The sequence below is a fragment of the Halomonas garicola genome (genome assembly GCF_031935715.1).
GTDB classification, from domain to species: Bacteria; Pseudomonadota; Gammaproteobacteria; order Pseudomonadales; family Halomonadaceae; genus Vreelandella; species Vreelandella garicola.
Window position 1 is genome coordinate 1 of the sequence record NZ_JASSZF010000010.1, and the last position, 20,795, is coordinate 20,795.

Consider the following 20,795-nt stretch of genomic DNA (forward strand, 5'->3'; position numbering starts at 1 on the left):
GATTGAAACCGTATCGCGCCATTGCGACGCGCTACGATAAGCTCAAACGAAATTACGAAAGCATGGTGGCCTTGGCATGCGGCTTTTTATGGCTACCAATGTGAAACGTCAACAGGCCCTAGGGTATTGCACATGATCCCTGGATATTCACCGGGCAGTCCTGGAAAAGAAGATGGCGGATGGTATCCTCTTGATAAATCAGAAAATTCGACCAAGAGCCTGATTCCAGAGGACCAACCGCCATGGGTGAAACCCTAACGACCTGGTCGCCCTCCTGCAACGGCTCCATCAACGTCCAGCTCAGCGGCGCCGCGACCACCAGTGATGCCGGCACCTTGTTGCTCCGTGAAGCCCTCGATCGCAGCGGTGTCATCGAGGCCATGGAAGACCACCTCATCGACCCGCGTGACCCGCTGCGGGTCCGCCATTCGTTGGCCCGTCAGATCCGCACCGTGGTGCTCCAGCGCGCCATGGGCTGGTACGACCTGAGCGATACCGGCACGCTCCAGCAGGACCCGCTCTGGCACTTGGCATGTAGCGATGCCCGTGGACTGACCCCCCTGGGCCAGGCGTGTCCCTCCCAAGCGACCCTGTCACGGCTACTCGGCTGTCTGGGGATGGATGACAACATCGATACGCTCCACGAGGGCTTGCTGCGCCTGGCCATCTGGCGACTGCGCTCGCTATACAGCGGTAAACGGCCCAAGCACTTGACCCTGGATATTGACGGCCTGCCGATCGAGGTCTTTGGTCACCAAGGTGGCTCCGCCTTCAATCGCTATGCCAGGGCCCGCATTTACTCGCCGCTGATTGCCTCCATCGCCGAGACCGGCGACATGCTGGGCGGCCTGTTGCGCGAGGGCAATGTCGGACCGGCCGAGGATGCCGATACCTGGATTCCCCATCTGGTGCAGCGCATGGCGGAAGGCCTGAATCTGGACGTGGCGCAGATCCGGGTGCGCCTGGATGCCGGCTTCACCGATGGCGAGACGCTGCGTGCCATGGACGCCCGGGACATCGCCTATCTGGGGAGGCTGAAGAGCAACTCGGTATTGCAGGCCAAGGCAGAGCCTTACCTCACCCGGCCGCCTGGCAGACCGCCCGAGACACCCCGCGAATGGTGCCATGACCTGGAATACCAGGCGGAGAGTTGGGCGTCACCGCGCCGCGTGGTGCTGGTGGTTCAGGAGAATCCCGACAATCTGTTGTTCCACGCCTTCTTCCTGGTCACCAACCTCAACAAGCTCGATTATCCACCGGAGACGGTGTTAGCGCTGTACCGCAAGCGTGGCAAGGCCGAGGCCCACATGGGGGAGCTGAAGTCGGCCCTCAACGTTCACCTCTCGTCGACGGATCGCGGCGCCTCCACGGTGCAGGACGTGATGGCACGCAACCAGGTCAACCTGTTGCTGAGTCTCTGCGCCTACCAGGTCTTGCATGGGCTGCGCTGCCTGATCGAGGGTCAGACGCAGCAGGGCTGGAGCCTGATACGGCTGCGAGAGCAACTGCTCAAGGTCGCGGCGACGATCACGGTGCACGCCCGGCAGATCACGCTGCGGCTGGGCGCCGCCGCAAACCGATGGTGGCCCTCGGCGCTGAAGGCGCTACCCCGATGGGGCGCCTTAGCGTAGCTCACGCCACGACAGCACGAATAGCTACCGAGATCGGCGTCTCGCCGAGCATCGCCCGTGGCCGATCGACAGCGATCAATAGCTGAGGGCAATAAAATCGACAGAAATGAAAACTAAAGGCTATCAATGCCGCGCTGTTCGGAGACGGAATTCAGCGGTCACTCAGTCAGCACCGTCGGGAAGCCCCGAAATGCCGCTCGGCGAAGGCTGTGATGAAATAGGCGGGATAGACCACTACACCTCGGGACTAAACAATTAGGTTTTGTCTGAAAAGTCGACTCTCATACACCGCTCAATGCAAGCCAGCGTCACCATCGCTCTGTAACTGCTGGCGAGCTTATCGTACCGAGTATTAAGTTGGCGTTTTTCCTTGAGCCAGCCAAAGAGCCACTCTACCATATTATGCTGGCGATACTTGGGCCGGTCAAACTGATGCGGTAGGACTGGCCGTGGGCGTCGATCCAAAAGGCGTCGGGGGATAATCGGGCGCATGCCGTAACGTGTGCAGTAATGTCGTAATGCATTGCTGTCGTAACCCTTGTCTGCCGTGGAGCCCGAGCTCTCTAGCGATCTGCCGCTGGCTCATATCTAAGTCATCACGAGCGTAAATCTGGTATCGTTGTGTCTGGGTCAGCTGTCGGAATCCCATGTTCTGCTTCACTTTGGTCGGTAAAGCAGGGAGGGCAACGGTGCAGACCCTCCTGCTTCTATCTTGTGGTCCAAATGGTTGTAGTTATTTTATGAATCTAAGTACGCTGTTTCAGATATCGGTACGTGTCGTGAATTCAGGAAAATCACCCTATTCGCTATAGGTGCCTCGATATTTATACATGTTTATCTTCATGCGGGTACTTCTTAGTAATTGTTGAGTGCTCTTCCGCAGAATAAAGTTATCAGGCGCATCAACAATGTGATTTTTCAAATAGGCTAATTTATCGCCTGTTTTATTTCATTATTAGTAATTATTTTGACTCGCTCTTGAAGTTTTCGAAGAAATATTTTACCTCAGGACGATCCATATTTATCGTCAGTCCGAAAACTATGATAGATCTATACAAGCTAGGCTTTAGGCTTAGTGTCTCAATGCCTCTACTGTCTTCCTTGCGTAGTGCAAGTCTAGGAACAATAGAGGCGCCAATGTCACTTCTAACCATTTGAATTAAAGTGCTGAAATTATTAACCCATAAGCGAATCAAAAGTTCATTTCGTGAAACCCCTGATTCTTCGAAAAATTTATATACTAAATCCTCGCATCCACCTGAAGAAATTATTAGTGGGAAGTCACTAGCTTGATCAAGGGAAACCTCAAGGTTACTAGCTAGAGGGTGTTCTTTGGGGACCACCACAACAAGCTCGTCTTGGAATGCAACTTTCCCATAAAACGTCCCTTTCCACTTTTGCGAGACAGTATTTGAAATATCAGTTGTAAATCCGACATCAGCTATTCCATCCACGACCCACCTTTCAACTTCATGCTCAAAACCAGTGAGTATGTTTCCAATACAGCCCTCAACTTTTTTGTTCTTTATATTGTTTAGATATGATGTGGCAACGCTATTGATTGAAGCGATATTAAGCCGTTCCTTGGGCGAGCTTCTGGAAAAATCTGCAAGTGTATTAATATTGTTTAGTTCTACTATAATGTCTTCAGAACAAGTATATAGTTCGATTCCGACAGGAGTAAGTCCAGAAATGTTTCGTCCATTGTAGGAAAAAAGTGGAGTCTCAAAAAAATCCTCAAGCCTTTTTAAAGAGTGACTTATGCCCGACTGGCTTACTCCCATACATGAGGCAGCTTTAGTGTAAGATTGTGTATCTGCAACACTTTTGAAAGCGCGAAGCTGTGACAGGGTTATTTCATTTTTTTTGCTCATCGAATCACCTCATATTAAAGATGACGTGGATTGATTTTATATATCCTAATTTTTGCGGCATCCTAAATCAAACAGAAATTAATCAGGTGTTGCAATGAACCAAAGTGGAATTAGATTCGAGCATCCGTCGGTAGGTGATGCTAAAAGCTTGTTTCGAATGGCAGCATGCAATGATGATTTGGATTTGTGTCCTGAGTATTTTTATCTTGTTTGGTCGCGAGATTTCAGAAATACATCTCTGATGGCCAAGTCTGGGAATAAATTATTTGGTTACATACTTGCATATATCAGACCCGATGGCAAGACACTTTTTTTTGTGGCAGATAGCTGTTGATCCTGATGTAAGAAGTTATGGTTTGGGTTTTGCTTTAGTGAAAAGATTGATCGATAGTTTAGGCGAAAATGTTAGGGCATTTGAAGCTACAATTGATATTGGTAATGATGCAGCATACAACACGTTGATATCACTTGCCAAAACTTATAACGCTAATATAACTCAAAAATATTTATTTTTAGAATGCGATTTTTTTAGCAATCATCATAAAGAAACTCTGATACGACTTGAAAGGAAAGAGGAGTTGGCTAAATGAGGGTGTGGAGCAAGGATAAGATAAGGAAATCTTTTCAGCATGTAGATAATCATCACTTTGATAGCTATAGACTTCTTGTTAGTGATGACGGCGCTATATATTCGGTGCATGATACGATCATACGCTCTGGTGAAACTTTAAATATTTGTTACAAGTATCAAGAAGAATTTGTTTATATAATTTCTGGAACTGGGTATGTTGATGACTTTTTTAGTGGAGTCAGGCACGTGCTATATCCGGGGGTGTGTTATTACCTGAGTATCGGTGATGGGCATGAGTTGCATGCCATTACTGATCTGCGGGGGATCTGTATTTTCACGCCACCGACAAGAGGCGATGAGGTACATGATGAAGCAGGGGGGTATCCTCCAATAGATGACCTGGTGGAGTAGACGGATTGTCTATTTTTATTTCAATTATAGCAATGGCGTGTCTAGGGCTTACTCACTTTATAAATGGTATGTTGTCTAGGCATTATGAGGTGAAGAAGATAAGCTTCTTTACACATATGGGCGGTTTTTTAATAGTATTAATGGCCGCTATTTTTTTCTCTAATTTTACCTTTAGTTCTCTTTATTGGGGGGCGTTGTCAGGTATTGCTTCAGCATGGGGCGCAATTTTTCTTTATCGAGGCATGAGTACTGGTGCCGTTAGTGCCATTGTCCCGCTTAGCGGCGTTTCAATGGTAGTTTTCTCTCTAATTATATCCATTTTATTTCTTGGCGAACGTATTGGTTTATTCAGTAGTCTAGGGATTGTTTTTTCAATCCCAGCAATTATACTTATGACTTTGAATACTGATCATTCTAATAGTAACTATATAACTGAGCGGAAAAAAGGTGGAGTTAGTCAAGCTATTTTTTCTGGGCTTGGATTTGCATGTCAATTAGTAACATTAGGGAATGTACCTTCTTCAGGAGCCTTAGCTGCTGTCGCAGTGAGTATGTTTGTTGGCGCCACAGCAATTTTTCCCTATGCAAAGCCTAGTATTTTTGAGGTGACCAGGAGTCAGGCAAGAAAAGCTATGTTTGCCGGTGCAACAAGCGCTCTTGGTCTTGTTCTCTATACTATCGCTAAAGAAGGACAGTTAGTTATAATTAGTGTTCTGATTATTTCAATGTACCCTCTAATTCCTGTGATTCTCGGTGTGATATACCTTAAGGAAAGAGTTAGCCGTATTAGAGTTTTAGGTATCGTTTTTTCTATTTCAAGTATCGTTGCTCTGACTTTGGGAGGTAATAGCAATGTTTGAAATTTCAGATTTCAATGGGGAGAAAAATTCAAACCATATTCTGGAAGAATATTATGTGAACTGTATTTCGAATGCTCTGAAGAGGATTCATTTCGGTGGTTCAGTTTATCAGTCAAAACTCCTGGATTTCGACGTATCATATCAAAATGTTACCTCTTTGAATGATATAGAATCCCTTCCATTTACTACGAAAGCAGATTTCCAAGATAATTACCCTTATGGATTATTCGCCGTTCCGACTTCTGAAGTCATTAGGATTCATTCTTCAAGTGGCACAAAAAGTAAGCCAAAGATTGTTGGATATACCAAGAATGACATTAGGAACTGGGGAGCACTTGTTCTTCGCTGTCTAATGATGCATGGGTTATCAAAAGAGGACATTGTACTTAACTCGTTTGGGTACGGGATGTTTACCGGTGGCCTAGGTCTTCAGCTTGGAGTTGAAGCTAGCGGCGCAACTTTGATACCTGCTTCTACTGGAAAAACAGCAAAACAGATAGACCTATTACGAGACCTTGGAGCCACCGTTCTTTTGAGCACCCCTTCCTTTGCAATGCATCTTTCTGATGAATCAGAAAAAATAAATTTTGACATTGCGAAAAGTCCTCTAAGACTAGGTTTTATGGGGGCCGAACCATGGCCAGACAACATGAAAAGTCAAATAGAAAAAAGACTTGGTATTAAAGCTGTGAATATATATGGCTTGTCAGAAATAATGGGGCCAGGTGTTGGGATTGAAGACCCGGATGATAGTGACAGCCTTATATTGTGGGGTGATCATTTTTATGTGGAGATTGTGAACGAAAAAGGTGAATTAGTCCCTGATGGATGTTATGGAGAGTTAGTGATTACGAGTTTTTTGAAAGAAGCGATTCCGCTTATAAGATATAGAACTGGTGACATTACTCGTATTATAAAGAGAAATGGGCTTTATGGTGTATGGGTGGAACGTATAGCCTCTCGGTCTGATGACATGCTGATTGTCAAAGGGGTTAATATATTCCCAAGCCAAGTGGGGGCTGTTTTATGCAACTATTCAGACCTATCGCCATATTACTTGTTGGAAATAGAAAGGCGTGGGTTTTCAGATAATGTTATTCTCAATGTGGAGCTAGCACGAGGAAAACACAATCTTGAAAGATCCCATATTTACAATGTTTCAGAAAATCTCAAGAAATATTTAAAGGATGAGTTAGGAATTTATATAGATGTGAAAATGTACAACCCAGGTGTTTTGGAGCGATTTACATCAAAGCGACAAACTGTCAATGACAAGCGTGAGAATGCGGGATCAGGCTATATCGTCTGAGATCATATTCTTTACGAGCATATAGGTTATATCCAATCTTTAAGAGATGCAGTCAACTTAGTACTACAGCCGTAACTGTATAAGCTACAATGCATGTGGTTGATATGGAAGCAATTACAGGGTAAAAGGTGCAAGAACTGGATTTCTCTTTTTCAGCATTATTGGATGACCTGGCAGCGCGGTTAGGCCCGCTCTTTGTGCGATCCGAGACACTTGATCGTGCCTTACGTTACCTTCAGGGACTGCTCGGTCAGTGCGAACGCAAGAATAGCTAGCATTTGGCCGAGTGGCTCGGTGATGCCACTCCCGATGGCGTGCAGTGCCTGTTGGATCGTGCTCGCTGGAGTGCGGAGGCGGCATGTGATGTCTGATCTTGCCCACCAACAGTGGTCCCCCCGTTAGGTTTTGTCTGAAAAGTCGGATTTGCTAATCTAGCCGATGTCGCAGCTGCATAGGTGGAGCATGGCAAATGGTAGGACGCTACGAACTCTCCGACGCAAGCTGGCAGATGGTCGAAGACATCGTGTCACCTCCTCAGCCCATGGGTCGTCCACGCCGAGATGACCGCCAGATGTTGAACGGAATCTTCTGGATCCTATGCTCCGGCGCGAAGTGGTGTGATCTCCCGGAGCGGTATGGTCCTTGGAAGACGGTCTATGACCGCTTCCGCCTGTGGCGCGATGACGGCACGTTCGAGGCGGTGCTGGAGCGCCTCCAGTTCAGGCTGCGTGAGGATGGGCTGATGGATCTCGACACCTGGATGGTTGATGCCACATCGATCCGCGCCACACGTGCCGCCTCGGGAGGTGGCAAAAAGGGGGATCGGAAGAACCCGTAGACCATGCGCTGGGACGCAGCCGTGGTGGCCTGAGCACCAAGATTCACATGGTGTGCGACCGCCATGGCTGGCCACTAACGTTCACCGTATCACCAGGGCAGGAGGCGGATAGTCGCCATTTTATGTCTACCCTGGAGCAGATCCACCTGCCCGGCTCCCGGGGGCGGCCAAGGAAGCGTTGCCGTTTCATCGTGGCGGATAAAGGCTATGACAGTGAGGCGCTGCGCCGCTACTGCGATCGCCATCGGATGAAGCCGATCATCGCCAAACGCCAGATGCACCGCAAGCCACGCCCCGGACTGCCCAGGGGCTTCGACAAGCCCCTATACCGAGAGAGGAATATCATTGAGCGCTGCATTGGCTGGATCAAGGAACTCCGTCGAATCTGCACGCGTTACGACAAACTCGCCAGCAGCTTCAAAGCGATGGTATGCCTAGCCTGCATAGATCGGTGCTTGCGTGCAGACTTTTCAGACAAAACCTAATACCTGTTAGGCGGCAACATTGCATACAAAAGGGAGCTTCGTAGTGAGCACAAAAAATCATCGGGCGGTAGTACTTGTACCCTTGACATCGCTAGAAACCGATGCCTGTCAAGCTTGTTGGAAGTGTGCCCTGAAGGCTGAGCATGAGTAACGTGCCAGTCATGCTGTATCTGTGATGAGGGCGGGCCCCTCGGATACGCCGATCAGGCGGTGTGTCCAAACCACCCTGAGCTGCTGGCGTCAAGAGCGTCGGTGGTGAGCGTCAGTGGAAAAGGCAAGGCGAGACCTTGTCAGGTGTGAATAGCGGAGACGAACGAAAGTGAACCACCGACGAAGTGTCGATAATTGCAACCGATATCAAAACTGGGGTCTTTCCAATGCCCCAGGACAAGTCAGGCGGCAACCTGAACGTGGGCCTGGCGGTATCCGGCATAGAGGTGGCGTGACCGTTATTCAGGCGCAGATACGGAACAGGGGAACCTGTCACGTCGATGCCAAGGGAGCGATTCAATCAGAAACCCTGAGAGAATCTGAGTACCAATGCGACGTACAGGGGCGGAGTCGTGCGTAGTAGCGATGAAAAGGCTGTAATGGCCTTGGAGCGAAGGCACGGCCCTATCCAGCCTGAGCAAGGAGGCAACTGTCATGAGGCAGGATGACCTTCGTGTGATGGCAAAACCCTTCGAGATACCCAAGCGGACGCTCTGGGAGGCCTGGAAACGCGTGGCGGCCAACAAAGGTGCGCCGGGCGTCGACAAGGAGAGCATCCCAGCCTTTCAGGATAAGCTTGGTCCCAATCTGTACAAGTTGTGGAACCGCATGAGTTCGGGCAGCTATCATCCTGCACCTGTTCGCCAAGTTCTGATACCGAAAGGTGATGGGCAGTTCAGGCCGCTGGGGATTCCTACGGTCGGCGACAGGGTTGCGCAGATGGCAGTAAAGATGATCCTGGAGCCCAGGCTCGAAAGACTCTTCCACACGTCGTCATTCGGCTATCGCCCAGGGCGTGGTGCACACCAGGCGGTGATGCAAGCACGTCGAAACTGCTGGCGATATGACTGGGTGGTAGATCTGGATATGAAGGCATTCTTCGATACCATCGACCATGATCTACTGATGAAAGCGGTGGAGAAGCATGTGCCTGAGCCCTGGATTCGCCTTTATATTCGCAGATGGCTAAAAGCCCCAGTGATGCAGGAAGATGGGTCGAAAGTAGAGAGGGATAGAGGCACGCCGCAAGGCGGTGTCATTTCACCAATATTGGCGAACCTTTTCCTGCATTATGCCTTTGATGCCTGGATGGCACGCACGTTTCCTCATCTTCCCTTTGAAAGGTACGCCGATGATGTGGTCTGCCACTGTCGGACAAAGGAGGAGGCAGAGGCGCTGCTGACCGCCTTGCATTACAGAATGAGCGAATGCCGCCTGGAATTGCATCCTGAGAAGACTAAAGTGGTGTACTGCAAAGACGGCCGCCGAAAGGGTGGTCACCCGCATACTCGCTTTGATTTTCTGGGGTTCAGCTTCCACGCTAGAACCGTGCAGGACAAGCAGGGAAATCTATTTACTGGGTTCAACCCCGGGGTGAGCCGCAAGGCACTTAAGCGGATACATGAAACGCTCCGACGTATGAATATCAATCGAGCGACATGGGCAGACCTTCGTCAACTGGCGGATTGGCTCAACCCCATGGTGCGAGGTTGGGTGACATATTATGGAAAGTTCTATCCGCAGCCTCTGGAACGAGCGCTGGTGAAGATCGACCTCCGTCTGGGCCGTTGGGCACGCAACAAGTACAAGCGTTTGAGAGGGCACAAGCGCCGGTCATGGGCTTGGGTAAAGAAGGTCCGTGAAGCACAGCCAACTCTCTTTGCGCACTGGGAGTTCGTCTACTCGAAGAAGGTTGGATAGGAGGAGCCGTATGAATCGAGAGGTTCACGTACGGTTCTGTGAGAGCCTGAGGGGGCGGTTCCCTCGGGCTACTCGACCCTGTAATCAGGCGGCTTCTAATCGCTGATCGCGTTGAACCAGCGGGTCTTCTCGGTCCGGGTTCAGCCAGACCGTACGGCGCGGTGTCCAGTTGCGGGTGGCGCTGCTCCACCGCCCGGGATGTTGTCGTTTCGCCTCGGCATAGATGGCCTCTCGCCTTGCCAGCACCTCGTTATCCTGGCCGGCATGCCGCTCACCCGGGGTGACGAACCGTATGGCGCTGTGGCGGTGCTCGTGGTTGTACCAGTGCACGAATCGCGTCACCCATTGCTGCGCCGCTGACAGGCTCTCGTAGCCATCCATCGGGTAGTCGTGCCGGTACTTGCAGGTCCTGAACAGCGACTCCGAGAAGGCGTTGTCGTTGGAGACCCGGGGGCGGCTGTACGACGGGGTGATGTTTAACCGCTGCAGCGTCGCCTGGAGCGTCGAGCCTTTCATGGCGGAGCCATTGTCGGCGTGTAATACCAGTGGCTGGTTGATGCAGCCTTCGCGCAGCACGGCACGCTGGATGACCTCGCTGCTGTTGGCCATGGATTCCTGGTCGAAGACCTCGGCATCGACGATCTTGCGGCTGTAGATATCGACGATCATGTACAGGTAGTAAAACTGCCCACGCACCGGGGTCGGTAAGTAGGTCACGTCCCAGCTTCAACAGGCATTGGGGCGTGTCACCCGGTGTCGTTGAGGATCGCCCTGGGGACGTGGGGCACGAGCGCGGCCACGGTGGTGCTGCTCGCCATGCGCCCGGAGGATGCGGTAGTAGCTGGACTCTGACGCCACGTAGCGGCCTTCGTCGTCCAGCAGCCGCGGCACGATCTGCCCGGGCGGCAGGCTGGCGAACTCAGGACGATGGCAGATCTCCAGCACCTGCTGACGTTCCTCAGGCGACAGGGCATGGCGCGGGACAGGTCGCACGGCCTGAGGCCGGCGATCCTGATCACCCCGCACCCAACGGCGGTAGGTGTTGGTGCCGATGCCGAGCGCTGCGCACGCGGCTTGCAGGCGGGCTCCCTCGGCACGCGCCTCATCGATCAGCTGTGCGGCGTCCTGGCGATCTGCGGTGCTGATCATTCGTCCTCGTCCCCCCAGATCGCTCGGGCCTTTTTTCTCAACGTCAGCAGCGCCGCGGTTTCCGCGAGGGCGGCCTCCTTGCGGCGGAGCTCACGCTTGAGCTCCTTGTTCTCCCGGCGGTCCGCCTTGCGGGCTTCACCCTGCTGCCTGGAGGCGGCATCACTCCGGTCGTTGGCGCCTTCGCAGCTCGCCCGCCAGCGCTGGATCTGCTCGGGGTAGCGGCCACGCTGGCGGCAATACTCGGCACGCTCGGCTTCGCTCATAGCCGCCGTCTCCAGCACGGCGTGGAACTTGTCCTGCGAGCTCCATCCCTCGGGATCATCGCCCTGGTCAGGTAGCAAACGGCCTGCTTGCCGAGCCTTCTTGCGCCAGTGGTACAGCGTCGCCGCGGAGATGCCTTCTTCCTGGGCGACTTCCGTCACCGTGCGGTTGTGCGGCGGGAGCAGCTTCTTGAGGATGGCTTCCCGGCGCTCGTCGGAGTACTTCATCGGAACCTCATCACGCCCCATATGGTTCAGAGTCTAACAGCCGCTGAAACTCCAACTAGCGTGACAGTGGGGGAAACCGAATTGCAGCTGATGGTTAGAACTATCAGAAATGAGGAAAATGTCCGTAAATGGATGTATACGGATCACGTTATCAGCGAGAAGGAACATCTGCGCTGGATAGAGCGGCTGCAGCAAGATGAGCGACAACTTGTCTTCGTGGTTTAACGTTGTCCACTGGGGGTGGTGAGCGTCAATGCAATAGATCGCCTCCACAAGAAGGCTGATTGGGCATACTATTTAACGGAGGCTGCGAGAGGTGGTCTTGGCTCATGCCTCGAGTACTCATTCATCGATTTTGTTTTTGACGGTTTGGGCCTCGATAAATTGAACTGTGAAGTAATCGAAGGGAACGATGCCGTTGTAAAGTTGCACCGGAAGTTCCTATTTGAGGAGGAAGGTTTTAGGCGGTCGAATATCCTAAAGAATGGAGCGCGTATCGGTGTTTACCTCCTGGGGTTAACCAAGGATGATTGGATATCTGGAAAAGCCGGCGTGAAAGAGAAATATGATCGCGTCCTAAAAAATTACTCGGTATCAGTTGAATATGAGCAAAATCAAGGCGTAACAGCCTAACGAGGCGCTGCAGGTGACGCCCAACCCGCTGTCGCGGCTTGGGTTCCCTCCGCGCTACGCGCTCCGGCGCACCTGAGCTTAGGCGTTAGGCAGGGGGAGGCCCACGAGCTATGAGCGAATACAACCTCGAATTTGCCGAAGCTATGGCTGAGTCCAGTGCTCTGATTCTTCGTAGCGACTCTTTGCCTGAGGAAGCTCAGCGGGCAGCTTTGTATACTGCCCTCGTTGCATGCGAGATAGCACTGAAATATGTTTTGTCTGAGGCCGGTGTTTCTGTCCCAAAGACTCATGACCTCTCAAGACTAATTGGCCTCGTGTCGAATTGCTCGATTGAGAGAGAAATTTCAACGGGTGTCATCAGGCGTATTCCGGCAAGTTGCATTCGAGGCATCAAGGCAGCCGACGAATACAGTGACGCTACACTGGGTAAGTTGCTTGAAGCAGAGGAGTTCGGGGCGTCCAAATTCCCGAACGAAATTCGCTACGGCCATACGCTGACGCATTTCCCTGCATCGGTTATGCAACGGGCAAGTGTTCGGCTTATTTCGTGGGTCAAGACCTATGTTCTAAGCGTACAAGCCTAACAATTTCATCAAATTCGCTCCGACCCAAAGGGTCTCCACCGGACGGCTTTTTCTCCGCTTCGCTACGTAAAAGCAGCCGTTTATGCAGGCGTTATATTCCAAACAATGCACCGCCGCACCGCTGAGCCACCCAAAAAGCCCCCTTAAACGTGAAAAGCGCCCCCTTCGCTGCATGAACCGCACAACGAAGGGGGCGTTTTTCTTACCAAGCCAACTAATCTATCAAGCCTGGTTCGGGCCGTTGTAAACGTCTTCGTCCAGTTCGCCTTCGCTTTTGCCCACTAGCGTGGTCACCATCAGGTCGCCGGCGACGTTGACGCTGGTGCGGGCCATGTCGAGGATGCGGTCGATGCCCGCGACCACGGCGATGGCCTCAAGCGGCAGGCCGACCTGGGAGAGCACAATCGAGAGCATGATCAGCCCCGCCCCTGGGACGCCGGCGCTGCCGATGGAGGCCAGCGTGCCGGTGAGGATGATCATGCCGTAGTCGGCCACGCTCAGGTCCACCCCCAGCATCTGGGCGATAAAGAGGGCCACCACGCCCTGATAAATGGCGGTACCGTCCATGTTGATGGTCGCACCCACCGGCAGCACAAAGCCCGAGACGCCCTCGGAGACGCCGAGGTTTTTCTGCGCGCAGCGGATCGACACCGGCAGCGTGCCCGAGGACGACGCCGAGGAGTAGGCCACCACCAGCGCATCGAGAATGCCGCTCAGGTAGCGTTTGGGGTTGAGCCGGCCAAGCAGCGCCAAAAACCCGCTGTACACCACCAGCACGTGAATCACACTTGCGAGATAGGCCACGCCGATCACCTTGGCCAGCGGCAGCAGCACCTCGAGCCCGTAGTTGCCGGCGACAAAGGCAATCAGCCCGAACACGCCGAACGGCGCAAAGGCCATGACGATTTCGGTGAGCTTGTACATGGCCTCGGCGAAGCTTTCGAACAGGCGCACTACCGGCTCGCCTCTTTCGCCAATCAGCATCAGCGAAATGCCCAGGCCCAGGGCAAAGACGATGATCTGCAGGATGTTGCCCTCGGCCAGTGCGTCGATGGGGTTCTGCGGGACAAGGTCGACAAGAATCTCGACCAGCGAAGGCGCGTCCTTGGATTCCATGGGCTTGTCAAAGCTCATGTCCACGCCGGCGCCGGGCTGGAAAATCGTCGAGGCCAAAAGCCCGATGGCGATGGCAAAGGCGGTAGTGAGCAGGTAAAGCCCAATGGTGCGCGCGCCGATGCGGCCCATTTTCTGCGGGTCGCGCATGGCGGTGATGCCCACCACCAGGGTGGAAAACACCAGCGGCACGATCAGCATCTTGATCGCGCTAATGAAAATGTCCCCCAGCGGCTTGAACACGCCGGCGTTTTCGCCCATCAGGGCGCCGGCCACAATGCCCAGAAACAGGCCGGCAAGAATGCGCTGCCAGAGCGGGATGCGTCGCCAGAAATTAAAAGCGGAACCGGCTGCCATGATGCGTCTCCTGTGAAGGTTATCACTGTTGTTTTGCGCTAAAGGGCGGCGATTTTAACGGTCAAGCTCTGCTGAAGAAACGCCTTTTTTACAGCGATATAGCGAGGTTAACTGCCGCCGGCGCCGTTTGTTGACGGCAAACCATGACCTGGATCATAGCCCCGCGTTGCGGCGAACGAAACCGCTTGCGCTACGCCTTTCGTTGTTTACTATAGTTAATGCGAATTGTTCGCCTTACCTTGTTCATTCGCTGTGTGGCCACCGGCCGCGCGATTTATTGTTAACGAGAACCGCTTTTCAACGGGAGACAAAGATGAAAAATTTTGCCATGACGCTGTTCGCCGCGCTGTTGGTCACCGGCACCGCCGCCGCAGATGACAACGACCGCCCCGATCATTTCGACGGCAAGCCCGCAGAAACGCTGGAAGCCGCGGTAACCAACTTCTCCGAGGGCAACCAGCGCCTGGCCGAGCTGCTAAAGGCCGATACGCTGGACGACGAGCAGCTGGCCGAGATCCATCAGCTGAGCTATACGCTGGAAAACGCCCTGGCGAAAATCGATGATGAGGTGGAGGGCATGGCTGTATCGCTCGAGGAAGTTCACGTGGGCTCGGAAACCGGTGCGCCGGAGCAGGTGGCCGACAGCGGCCAGACGTACCTGGAAGCGGCACAGACCCTGATACCCTGAGAAGAGGAGGGAAGCAAGGCTCGGTATCGCAACGGCCGGGCCTTGACGGTCAACGCACGGGCCGTCTATAACAGCGCGATACCTGACCGCGCCGAGGGCCCATGCTGCTGCTGATCATCATTGCCGTTTTCGCCATCGGCTTTTCGTTTCTGTGCTCGGTGCTCGAGGCTGTCCTGCTGTCGATCACGCCGAGCTTCATTGCCCGCCAGCGTGAGGACAACCCGGGGCTGCACGCCTCCCTCGAACGCCTTAAGGCCAATATTGATCGCCCGCTGGCGGCGATTCTCACCCTCAATACCATTGCTCATACGGTAGGCGCCACGGCCGTGGGGGCCCGGGCGGCAGCCGTCTTCGGCGAGTCCTGGGTGGGTATGGTCTCGGCAGTGATGACGTTTTTGATCCTGGTATTTTCCGAAATTATCCCCAAGACCCTGGGCGCTACCCACTGGAAGCGTCTGGCGGTCATGCTGCCGCCGGTGCTGCGCGTGATGACCGCCGTGCTGCTGCCGTTTATCTGGCTGTCCGAACAGATTACCCGGCGTCTGGGCGGGCAGGAAGAAAACGCCATCGACCTGCGCGACGAGATCAAGGTGCTGGCCCGGGTAGGCCAGGAGAAGAACGTGCTCGACGCCGACGAGACCCGCACCATTACCAACGTGCTCAACCTGCACGAAATCCCCGTGTCCCGGGCGATGACGCCGCGCATCGTGTGCCAGACGGTGCTGCCGCACATGACGGTAAAGGAGTTCGAGCAGGAATACGGGCAGGCGCCGTTTACTCGCTTTCCGGTGATGGACGAAGGCGAACAGGCGTTTGGCTACGTGCACAAGGTGGATATGTACCAGGCCGAGCCGGACGCCACCATGTCCTCGATGATGCATCCCATTGGCCGGCTGGAGGCGGAGCAAAACGTCGAGCAGGCGTTTGCCGCCATGCTCGGCGATAACCACCACATGCGCGCGGTCTACGATGCCCACGGAAGCTTCGTGGGGCTGATCACCCTGGAAGACGTGCTCGAAACCCTGCTGGGCCAGGAGATCGTCGATGAGACCGACCGCGTGGACAACCTGCAGAGCTACGCCCGCCAGCGCTGGCTGCAGCGTATTCAGCGGGCACGCAAATCGCCCTGAAGCCCCGGGCGCGTTAAACTACGCGCCCACGCCGCGACGGCAAAAGCAGGCAACCGGGCTGATGTATCATGCAAAGTACACTTTTATTGGGATTTCTGGGCAGCCTGGTGGCCGGCATGATGACCGCCGTGGGCGCGCTGCCGGTGCTGGCAGGCAAAGCGCCCGGGCGAGCATTTCGTGATCTGGCGCTGGGCTTCGCTGCCGGGGTCATGCTGGCGGCGTCTTTCTTTTCGCTGATTATTCCCGCGCTGGCGGCGGCCGATGAGCACTATGCCAACGGTGCCGTGCCGGCACTGATCGTATGCCTGGCGATTCTGTTCGGCATGGGCGCCATTGCTCTGTTAAACGAGCGCCTGCCCCACGAGCATTTTACCCAGGGACGCGAAGGGCCGGAAGCGGCATCCCTGCGCCGGGTATGGCTGTTCGTGTTCGCCATTTCTATCCATAACCTGCCGGAAGGGCTGGCGGTGGGCGTGGGCTTTGGCGCGAACGGCCTGACGGGCGGCATGCCGCTGGCTATCGGGATCGGCCTGCAAAACATGCCCGAGGGGCTGGCGGTAGCCGTGGCGCTGATGGGCGAAGGATATTCACGCTGGCGCGCGGTGGGTATTGCCACGTTAACCGGGCTGATTGAGCCGCTGGGCGGGCTTTTTGGCGCCGGCGTGGTGACGCTTTCACAGATGCTGCTGCCCTGGGGGCTGGCATTTGCCGCCGGCGCCATGCTGTACGTCATCAGCCATGAGATTATCCCCGAAACCCACCGCAGCGGGCACCAGAACAAGGCCACGCTGGGCCTTGCGCTGGGGCTGGTGATCATGTTGTTTCTTGACGTCTGGCTGGGTTGAGCGGTTAGCCGCCCCATAACGCGAGCGGGCTCAGCTTTCAGGCGCACGGTAGCTTTTCACTAGCGTTGCCGGGTCGTCATCGGCGTGGCCGTGGGTGGCGTGGGTGCGCATCAGCTGGGCGGCCAGGCCGCTCATGGGGGTGGCGCTGTGGCTGCGCTGGCTCTGGGCCACCGCCATGTCGAGATCCTTGAGCAGGGTGCGCAGGTGCCAGGGCGGCGCGGCGTAGTTTGCCGCTGCCATGCGCGGGGTGAGGATCTGAAACGGCTTGGAGTCGGCAAAGCCGCCGGATAGCGCCTCCACCAGCAGGGTGGCGTCCACGCCGCTGGACTCGGCCAGCGCTACCATTTCGGCCAGCACCGCCGCCTGGCAGCCCACCACCATCTGGTTGCACACCTTGGTGACCTGGCCGCTGCCCACCGCCCCCATGTGGGTGACGCGGGCGGCAAGCGGGGCCAGCAGCGGCTCAACCGCGGCCATGCTTTCGGCCTCGCCGCCGCACATGATGGCGAGACTGCCGGCCTCGGCGCCGGCAACGCCGCCGGAGACCGGGCTGTCTACCCAGGCCATGCCGCAGGCCTCCTGCAGCTTTTGGGCAAAGTCCCTAGTGGCCGCCGGGTCGCTGCTGGAGAAGTCCACCAGCGTTTGCTCCGCGCTGCCGGCATCGGCCACGCCGCCTTCGCCAAACATCACCTCTTCCACCACGGCGGTGTTGGCCAGGCACAGCATGATGACGTCAACGCTTTGGGTGAGCTCGGCAACGCTTGATGCCACCCGCGCGCCGTCAGTTTCGAGCGCGCGGGCCTTGTCCGCCGAGCGGTTCCATACGGTGACGTCAAAGCCCGCCCCGAGCAGACGGCGGGTCATGGGGGCGCCCATCAGGCCGATGCCGATAAATCCGAGGCGGGGTGTGCTCATGGCGTGTCTCCCTGACGGTTGGCGTCTCAGGCGCGGGCGGTGGCGTATTCCACCAGCGCGTCGGCGAAGGTATCGGTGGTGCCGCTGCCGCCCATGTCCGGGGTGACCATGTCGCGGCGCTTTTCCAGCACGTCGCGGATGCCCTCGCGGATGGCGGTGCCCTTGTCGTTCATCCCCAGGTGGTCGAGCATTTGGGCGGCGGCCAGCAGCAGGGCGCAGGGGTTGGCGATCTTCTTGCCGGCGATGTCCGGCGCCGAGCCGTGAACGGCTTCGAAGATGGCCGCGTGTTCACCGATGTTCGCCCCGGGCGCCAGGCCCAGCCCGCCAACAAGGCCGGCGCAGAGGTCTGAAGTGATGTCGCCGAACAGGTTGGTGGTGACCACGACGTCGAACTGGTAGGGGTCCATCACCAGCTGCATACAGGCGTTATCCACGATCATTTCCTCGAACTCGATCGACGGATATTCTTTGGCGATTTCCCGGGCCACGTCGAGGAACAGGCCCGAGGCGGTCTTGATGATGTTGGCCTTGTGCAGCGCGGTGACCTTCTTGCGGCCGTTTTTCCTGGCCAGCTCGAAGGCGTAGCGGACGATGCGTTCGGAGCCCTTGCGCGTTACCTTGATTTGCGAAATCCCGGTATTGCCGTCGTCGAGCATTTCCTGGCCGTCGGACATGTAGGCGCCTTCGGTGTTTTCGCGCACGGTGATCATGTCGATATTGTCATAGCGCGAGCGGGTGCCGGGAAAGCTGACCGCCGGGCGCACGTTGGCGTAGAGGTCAAAGTGGCGGCGCAGCTGCACGTTGATCGAAGAAAACCCCTTGCCGATGGGCGTGGTCAGCGGGCCCTTGAGCGCCAGGCCGTGCTTTTCGATGGCGTCCAGCGAGGACCGGGGAACCAGCGTGCCGTGCTGCTCGAGCGCCCCCAGGCCGGCATCAACGATGTCGTAGGTAAAGCCGCAGTCCAGCGCGTCGAGTACGCGCAGGGTGGCATCCATGATCTCGGGGCCAATGCCGTCGCCCTTGATGACTGCAATAGACTGGCTCATTTCGTGCTCCTTAAACTGATCGCTGAAGGGGGTGAACGCGCGGCGGCGAACGCTGCGTAATGGTACGCCAAGCGGGCGGAAAACGTCACCCTGCCGGCCCGCGGCCACGGCAGGGCGCATTGCTGCTAGGCTGGGAGACAGCGTCAGGCCTTTGACGAATCGTTAACTGAAGGAGTTGACTCATGATGCTTCCGTATCTTGTCCCCGTCGTTCTACTGGTCCTGCTGATCGCGCTGTCGATTCGTATTCTGCCGGAATACAAGCGCGGCGTGGTGTTTTTCCTGGGGCGCTATCAGGCGGTCAAGGGGCCCGGGCTTATCATCGTGATTCCGCTGATTCAGTCGATGCAGAAGGTCGACCTGCGGGTGATCACCATGGACGTCCCCGAGCAGGACGTCATCTCCCAGGACAACGTCACGGTGAAGGTCAACGCGGTGCTGTACTTCCGCGTGGTGGACCCGGAAAAAGCCATTATCCAGGTGGAAAACTACATCGTGGCGACCAGCCAGCTGGCGCAAACCACCCTGCGCTCGGTGCTGGGCAAGCACGACCTGGACGAAATGCTCTCCGAGCGCGACAAGCTCAACGACGACATCCAGGAGATCATCGACAGCTCCACCGAGAGCTGGGGCATCAAGGTCGCCAACGTGGAGATCAAGCACGTGGATCTGGACGAGAGCATGATCCGCGCCATCGGGCGCCAGGCCGAGGCCGAGCGCGAGCGCCGGGCCAAGGTGATTCATGCCGAGGGCGAGCAGCAGGCCGCGGCGAAACTGGTGGAGGCGGCCAACGTCATGAACGAAAACGCCGCCGCGCTGCAGCTGCGCTATCTGCAGACCATGAGCGACATGAGCAATAAAAATGCCTCGACGATTGTGTTTCCACTGCCCATGGATATCATGGAGGCATTTAAGCACATGAAAACAAAAGGAACTTCATCAGATGGCGGCGCGGGCGCTGGTTCCGACTCCGGCCGGGGGCCTGACTCAGGGATTTCAACCGAGGTAACACCCGACGCATGACGCAATCGCTTTCCCGCCGCCAGAAGGGTCTTCTGATCACCGCGGCGGGGCCCTTGATCATTTCCCCGGATGCGCTTCTTATCAAGCTGATCGATCTGCCGGACAGCCAGATGCTGTTCTGGCGGGGGCTTCTGACGGCGATCGGATTCTTTACCATCGTGGTACTGCGCAGCGGTCGCCGGACCTTGACGGTGTTTCGTCGCTGTGGCCTGGTAGGGCTCGGCGTGGTGGGGCTTTTTACGCTTTCCAACTTTGGCTTCGTGCTGGGCAATCAGTACACCAAGGGCGGCAACGTGCTGATGATCCTGGCCGGGGCGCCCTTGATCGCCGCGCTGCTGTCGCGTTTCTTCTTGCATGAGCGTCAGCCACTTCGCACCTGGGTCGCTATCGTCCTGTGCCTGTTCGGCACCTCGCTGATCGTCTTCGACGACGCCGGCGCGGGCTCCTGGATCGGCAATGGTTTCGCCCTGCTGGCAGCGCTTTCCCTGGCGGCCAACTTTACCCTTTGTCGCACCCGTCCGGGCGTGGACATGAGCCCCATGCTGGTGCTGGCGGGGCTGATGGTGGCGCTGCTGTCCCCTTGGCTCGCCAGCGGCGGCTGGGCATTGCCTAACGCAGATCAAGCCAAATACTTGATTCTGCTGTGCCTGATCCTGATTCCTATCGGCTTTACCTTGATCCAGCGCGGCCCGCTATATCTGCCCGCCGCGGAAGTCAGCCTGCTGTTCCTGCTGGAAACCGTCACCGGCACTCTCTGGGTCTGGTGGCTGCTCGGCGAGCAGCCCTCCAGTCTTGCCTTTATCGGTGGCGCTCTGGTGATCGGCACTCTGGTGATCAAGAGCCTGATCGAGCGGCGTATGGAAATGCGCTGGCGTCGCTATCTGGCCAACCAGGGCTTTCCGCCGGACGCGTAAGGCGCCCGGGAGCCCGCACAT

At 55.7% G+C, this 20,795-nt stretch carries 18 protein-coding genes and 4 pseudogenes; 15 read left to right on the top strand and 7 right to left on the bottom strand.

Annotated elements, in window-relative coordinates; translation table 11 throughout:
* Together RS027_RS05330 and RS027_RS05335 are read left to right on the top strand one after the other, a co-directional pair.
* Window positions 1-104, top strand: a pseudogene (locus RS027_RS05330) (IS5/IS1182 family transposase); the annotation flags it as partial.
* Window positions 105-242: 138 nt separating this feature from the next.
* Window positions 243-1,631: an IS1380 family transposase gene (locus RS027_RS05335; protein ID WP_311954892.1), complete on the top strand. Its 1,389-nt coding sequence runs from the start codon at window positions 243-245 to the stop codon at window positions 1,629-1,631.
* A gap of 255 nt (window positions 1,632-1,886) precedes the next feature.
* Here the strand turns inward: RS027_RS05335 and RS027_RS05340 are convergent.
* The 3 genes and pseudogenes from RS027_RS05340 to RS027_RS05345 all read right to left on the bottom strand — a co-directional run.
* Window positions 1,887-2,177 (bottom strand): annotated as a pseudogene (locus RS027_RS05340) (transposase); the annotation flags it as partial.
* 1 nt (window position 2,178) lies between these two features.
* Window positions 2,179-2,280 (bottom strand): annotated as a pseudogene (locus RS027_RS13525) (IS30 family transposase); the annotation flags it as partial.
* A 313-nt stretch (window positions 2,281-2,593) separates the two neighbouring features.
* Entirely contained in the window at window positions 2,594-3,505 is a 912-nt protein-coding gene (locus RS027_RS05345; RefSeq protein ID WP_311954893.1) for a LysR family transcriptional regulator, read from the bottom strand.
* A 296-nt stretch (window positions 3,506-3,801) separates the two neighbouring features.
* On the opposite strand from RS027_RS05345, the gene RS027_RS05350 reads away from it, so the two are divergent.
* From RS027_RS05350 to ltrA, 6 genes are all read left to right on the top strand, one after another.
* Window positions 3,802-4,095: a GNAT family N-acetyltransferase gene (locus RS027_RS05350; RefSeq protein ID WP_376717580.1), complete on the top strand. Its 294-nt coding sequence runs from the start codon at window positions 3,802-3,804 to the stop codon at window positions 4,093-4,095.
* The gene (locus RS027_RS05355) at window positions 4,092-4,487 is read left to right on the top strand and encodes an ectoine synthase (RefSeq protein ID WP_311882924.1); all 396 of its coding nucleotides are present in this window, start codon (window positions 4,092-4,094) and stop codon (window positions 4,485-4,487) included. Before RS027_RS05350 ends, RS027_RS05355 begins: the two co-directional genes overlap by 4 nt.
* A 5-nt stretch (window positions 4,488-4,492) precedes the next feature.
* Complete coding sequence (locus tag RS027_RS05360) at window positions 4,493-5,347, top strand: EamA family transporter (protein ID WP_311954895.1); 855 nt, start codon at window positions 4,493-4,495, stop codon at window positions 5,345-5,347.
* Window positions 5,340-6,656: a phenylacetate--CoA ligase family protein gene (locus RS027_RS05365; RefSeq protein WP_311954896.1), complete on the top strand. Its 1,317-nt coding sequence runs from the start codon at window positions 5,340-5,342 to the stop codon at window positions 6,654-6,656. The genes RS027_RS05360 and RS027_RS05365 overlap by 8 nt, the downstream gene beginning before the upstream one ends.
* Before the next feature lie 469 nt (window positions 6,657-7,125).
* Window positions 7,126-7,979 (top strand): IS5 family transposase gene (locus RS027_RS05375; RefSeq protein WP_311954897.1). Its coding sequence is split into 2 segments (ribosomal slippage): window positions 7,126-7,468 and window positions 7,468-7,979, totalling 855 coding nucleotides; the frame shifts between segments, so codons are not numbered across the junction.
* A gap of 645 nt (window positions 7,980-8,624) precedes the next feature.
* Window positions 8,625-9,890, top strand: coding sequence for a group II intron reverse transcriptase/maturase (ltrA, locus tag RS027_RS05380; RefSeq protein ID WP_311883597.1), 1,266 nt, complete (start codon window positions 8,625-8,627; stop codon window positions 9,888-9,890).
* 84 nt (window positions 9,891-9,974) lie between these two features.
* On the opposite strand, the pseudogene RS027_RS05385 reads toward ltrA, so the two are convergent.
* Window positions 9,975-11,527: pseudogene (locus RS027_RS05385) on the bottom strand (IS3 family transposase).
* A 243-nt stretch (window positions 11,528-11,770) separates the two neighbouring features.
* Between RS027_RS05385 and RS027_RS05390 the strand changes: the two are divergent.
* Both RS027_RS05390 and RS027_RS05395 read left to right on the top strand, forming a co-directional pair.
* A complete protein-coding gene (locus tag RS027_RS05390; protein WP_311954898.1) occupies window positions 11,771-12,160 on the top strand; it encodes a hypothetical protein in 390 nt (129 codons plus the stop codon).
* A 110-nt stretch (window positions 12,161-12,270) separates the two neighbouring features.
* On the top strand, window positions 12,271-12,744 hold the full coding sequence (locus RS027_RS05395; protein WP_311954899.1) for a HEPN domain-containing protein: 474 nt from the start codon (window positions 12,271-12,273) through the stop codon (window positions 12,742-12,744).
* A gap of 222 nt (window positions 12,745-12,966) precedes the next feature.
* Here RS027_RS05395 and RS027_RS05400 read toward each other — a convergent pair whose 3' ends face one another.
* Window positions 12,967-14,214, bottom strand: a complete 1,248-nt coding sequence (locus RS027_RS05400; protein WP_311954900.1) for a dicarboxylate/amino acid:cation symporter — start codon at window positions 14,212-14,214, stop codon at window positions 12,967-12,969.
* A 313-nt stretch (window positions 14,215-14,527) separates the two neighbouring features.
* Between RS027_RS05400 and RS027_RS05405 the strand changes: the two genes are divergently transcribed.
* The 3 genes from RS027_RS05405 to RS027_RS05415 all read left to right on the top strand — a co-directional run bounded on the left by RS027_RS05405 (window position 14,528) and on the right by RS027_RS05415 (window position 16,877).
* Window positions 14,528-14,902 carry a DUF6746 family protein gene (locus RS027_RS05405; RefSeq protein WP_311882911.1) on the top strand — a complete coding sequence of 125 codons (375 nt, stop codon included), beginning with the start codon at window positions 14,528-14,530 and terminating at the stop codon, window positions 14,900-14,902.
* Window positions 14,903-15,003: 101 nt separating this feature from the next.
* A complete protein-coding gene (locus RS027_RS05410) occupies window positions 15,004-16,032 on the top strand; it encodes a CNNM domain-containing protein (protein WP_311954901.1) in 1,029 nt (342 codons plus the stop codon).
* 68 nt (window positions 16,033-16,100) lie between these two features.
* On the top strand, window positions 16,101-16,877 hold the full coding sequence (locus RS027_RS05415) for a ZIP family metal transporter (RefSeq protein WP_311954902.1): 777 nt from the start codon (window positions 16,101-16,103) through the stop codon (window positions 16,875-16,877).
* 30 nt (window positions 16,878-16,907) lie between these two features.
* Here the strand turns inward: RS027_RS05415 and RS027_RS05420 are convergent, their stop codons facing one another.
* Together RS027_RS05420 and RS027_RS05425 are read right to left on the bottom strand one after the other, a co-directional pair.
* Window positions 16,908-17,840: an NAD(P)-dependent oxidoreductase gene (locus tag RS027_RS05420; RefSeq protein ID WP_311954956.1), complete on the bottom strand. Its 933-nt coding sequence runs from the start codon at window positions 17,838-17,840 to the stop codon at window positions 16,908-16,910.
* Entirely contained in the window at window positions 17,819-18,838 is a 1,020-nt protein-coding gene (locus tag RS027_RS05425) for an isocitrate dehydrogenase (RefSeq protein ID WP_311954903.1), read from the bottom strand. The genes RS027_RS05420 and RS027_RS05425 overlap by 22 nt, the downstream gene beginning before the upstream one ends.
* A gap of 182 nt (window positions 18,839-19,020) precedes the next feature.
* Here RS027_RS05425 and RS027_RS05430 point away from each other — a divergent pair, with 182 nt between their 5' ends.
* Window positions 19,021-19,860: a slipin family protein gene (locus RS027_RS05430; protein ID WP_311954904.1), complete on the top strand. Its 840-nt coding sequence runs from the start codon at window positions 19,021-19,023 to the stop codon at window positions 19,858-19,860.
* Window positions 19,857-20,774, top strand: a complete 918-nt coding sequence (locus RS027_RS05435; protein WP_311954905.1) for a DMT family transporter — start codon at window positions 19,857-19,859, stop codon at window positions 20,772-20,774. Before RS027_RS05430 ends, RS027_RS05435 begins: the two co-directional genes overlap by 4 nt.
* Window positions 20,775-20,795 lie beyond the last annotated feature (21 nt).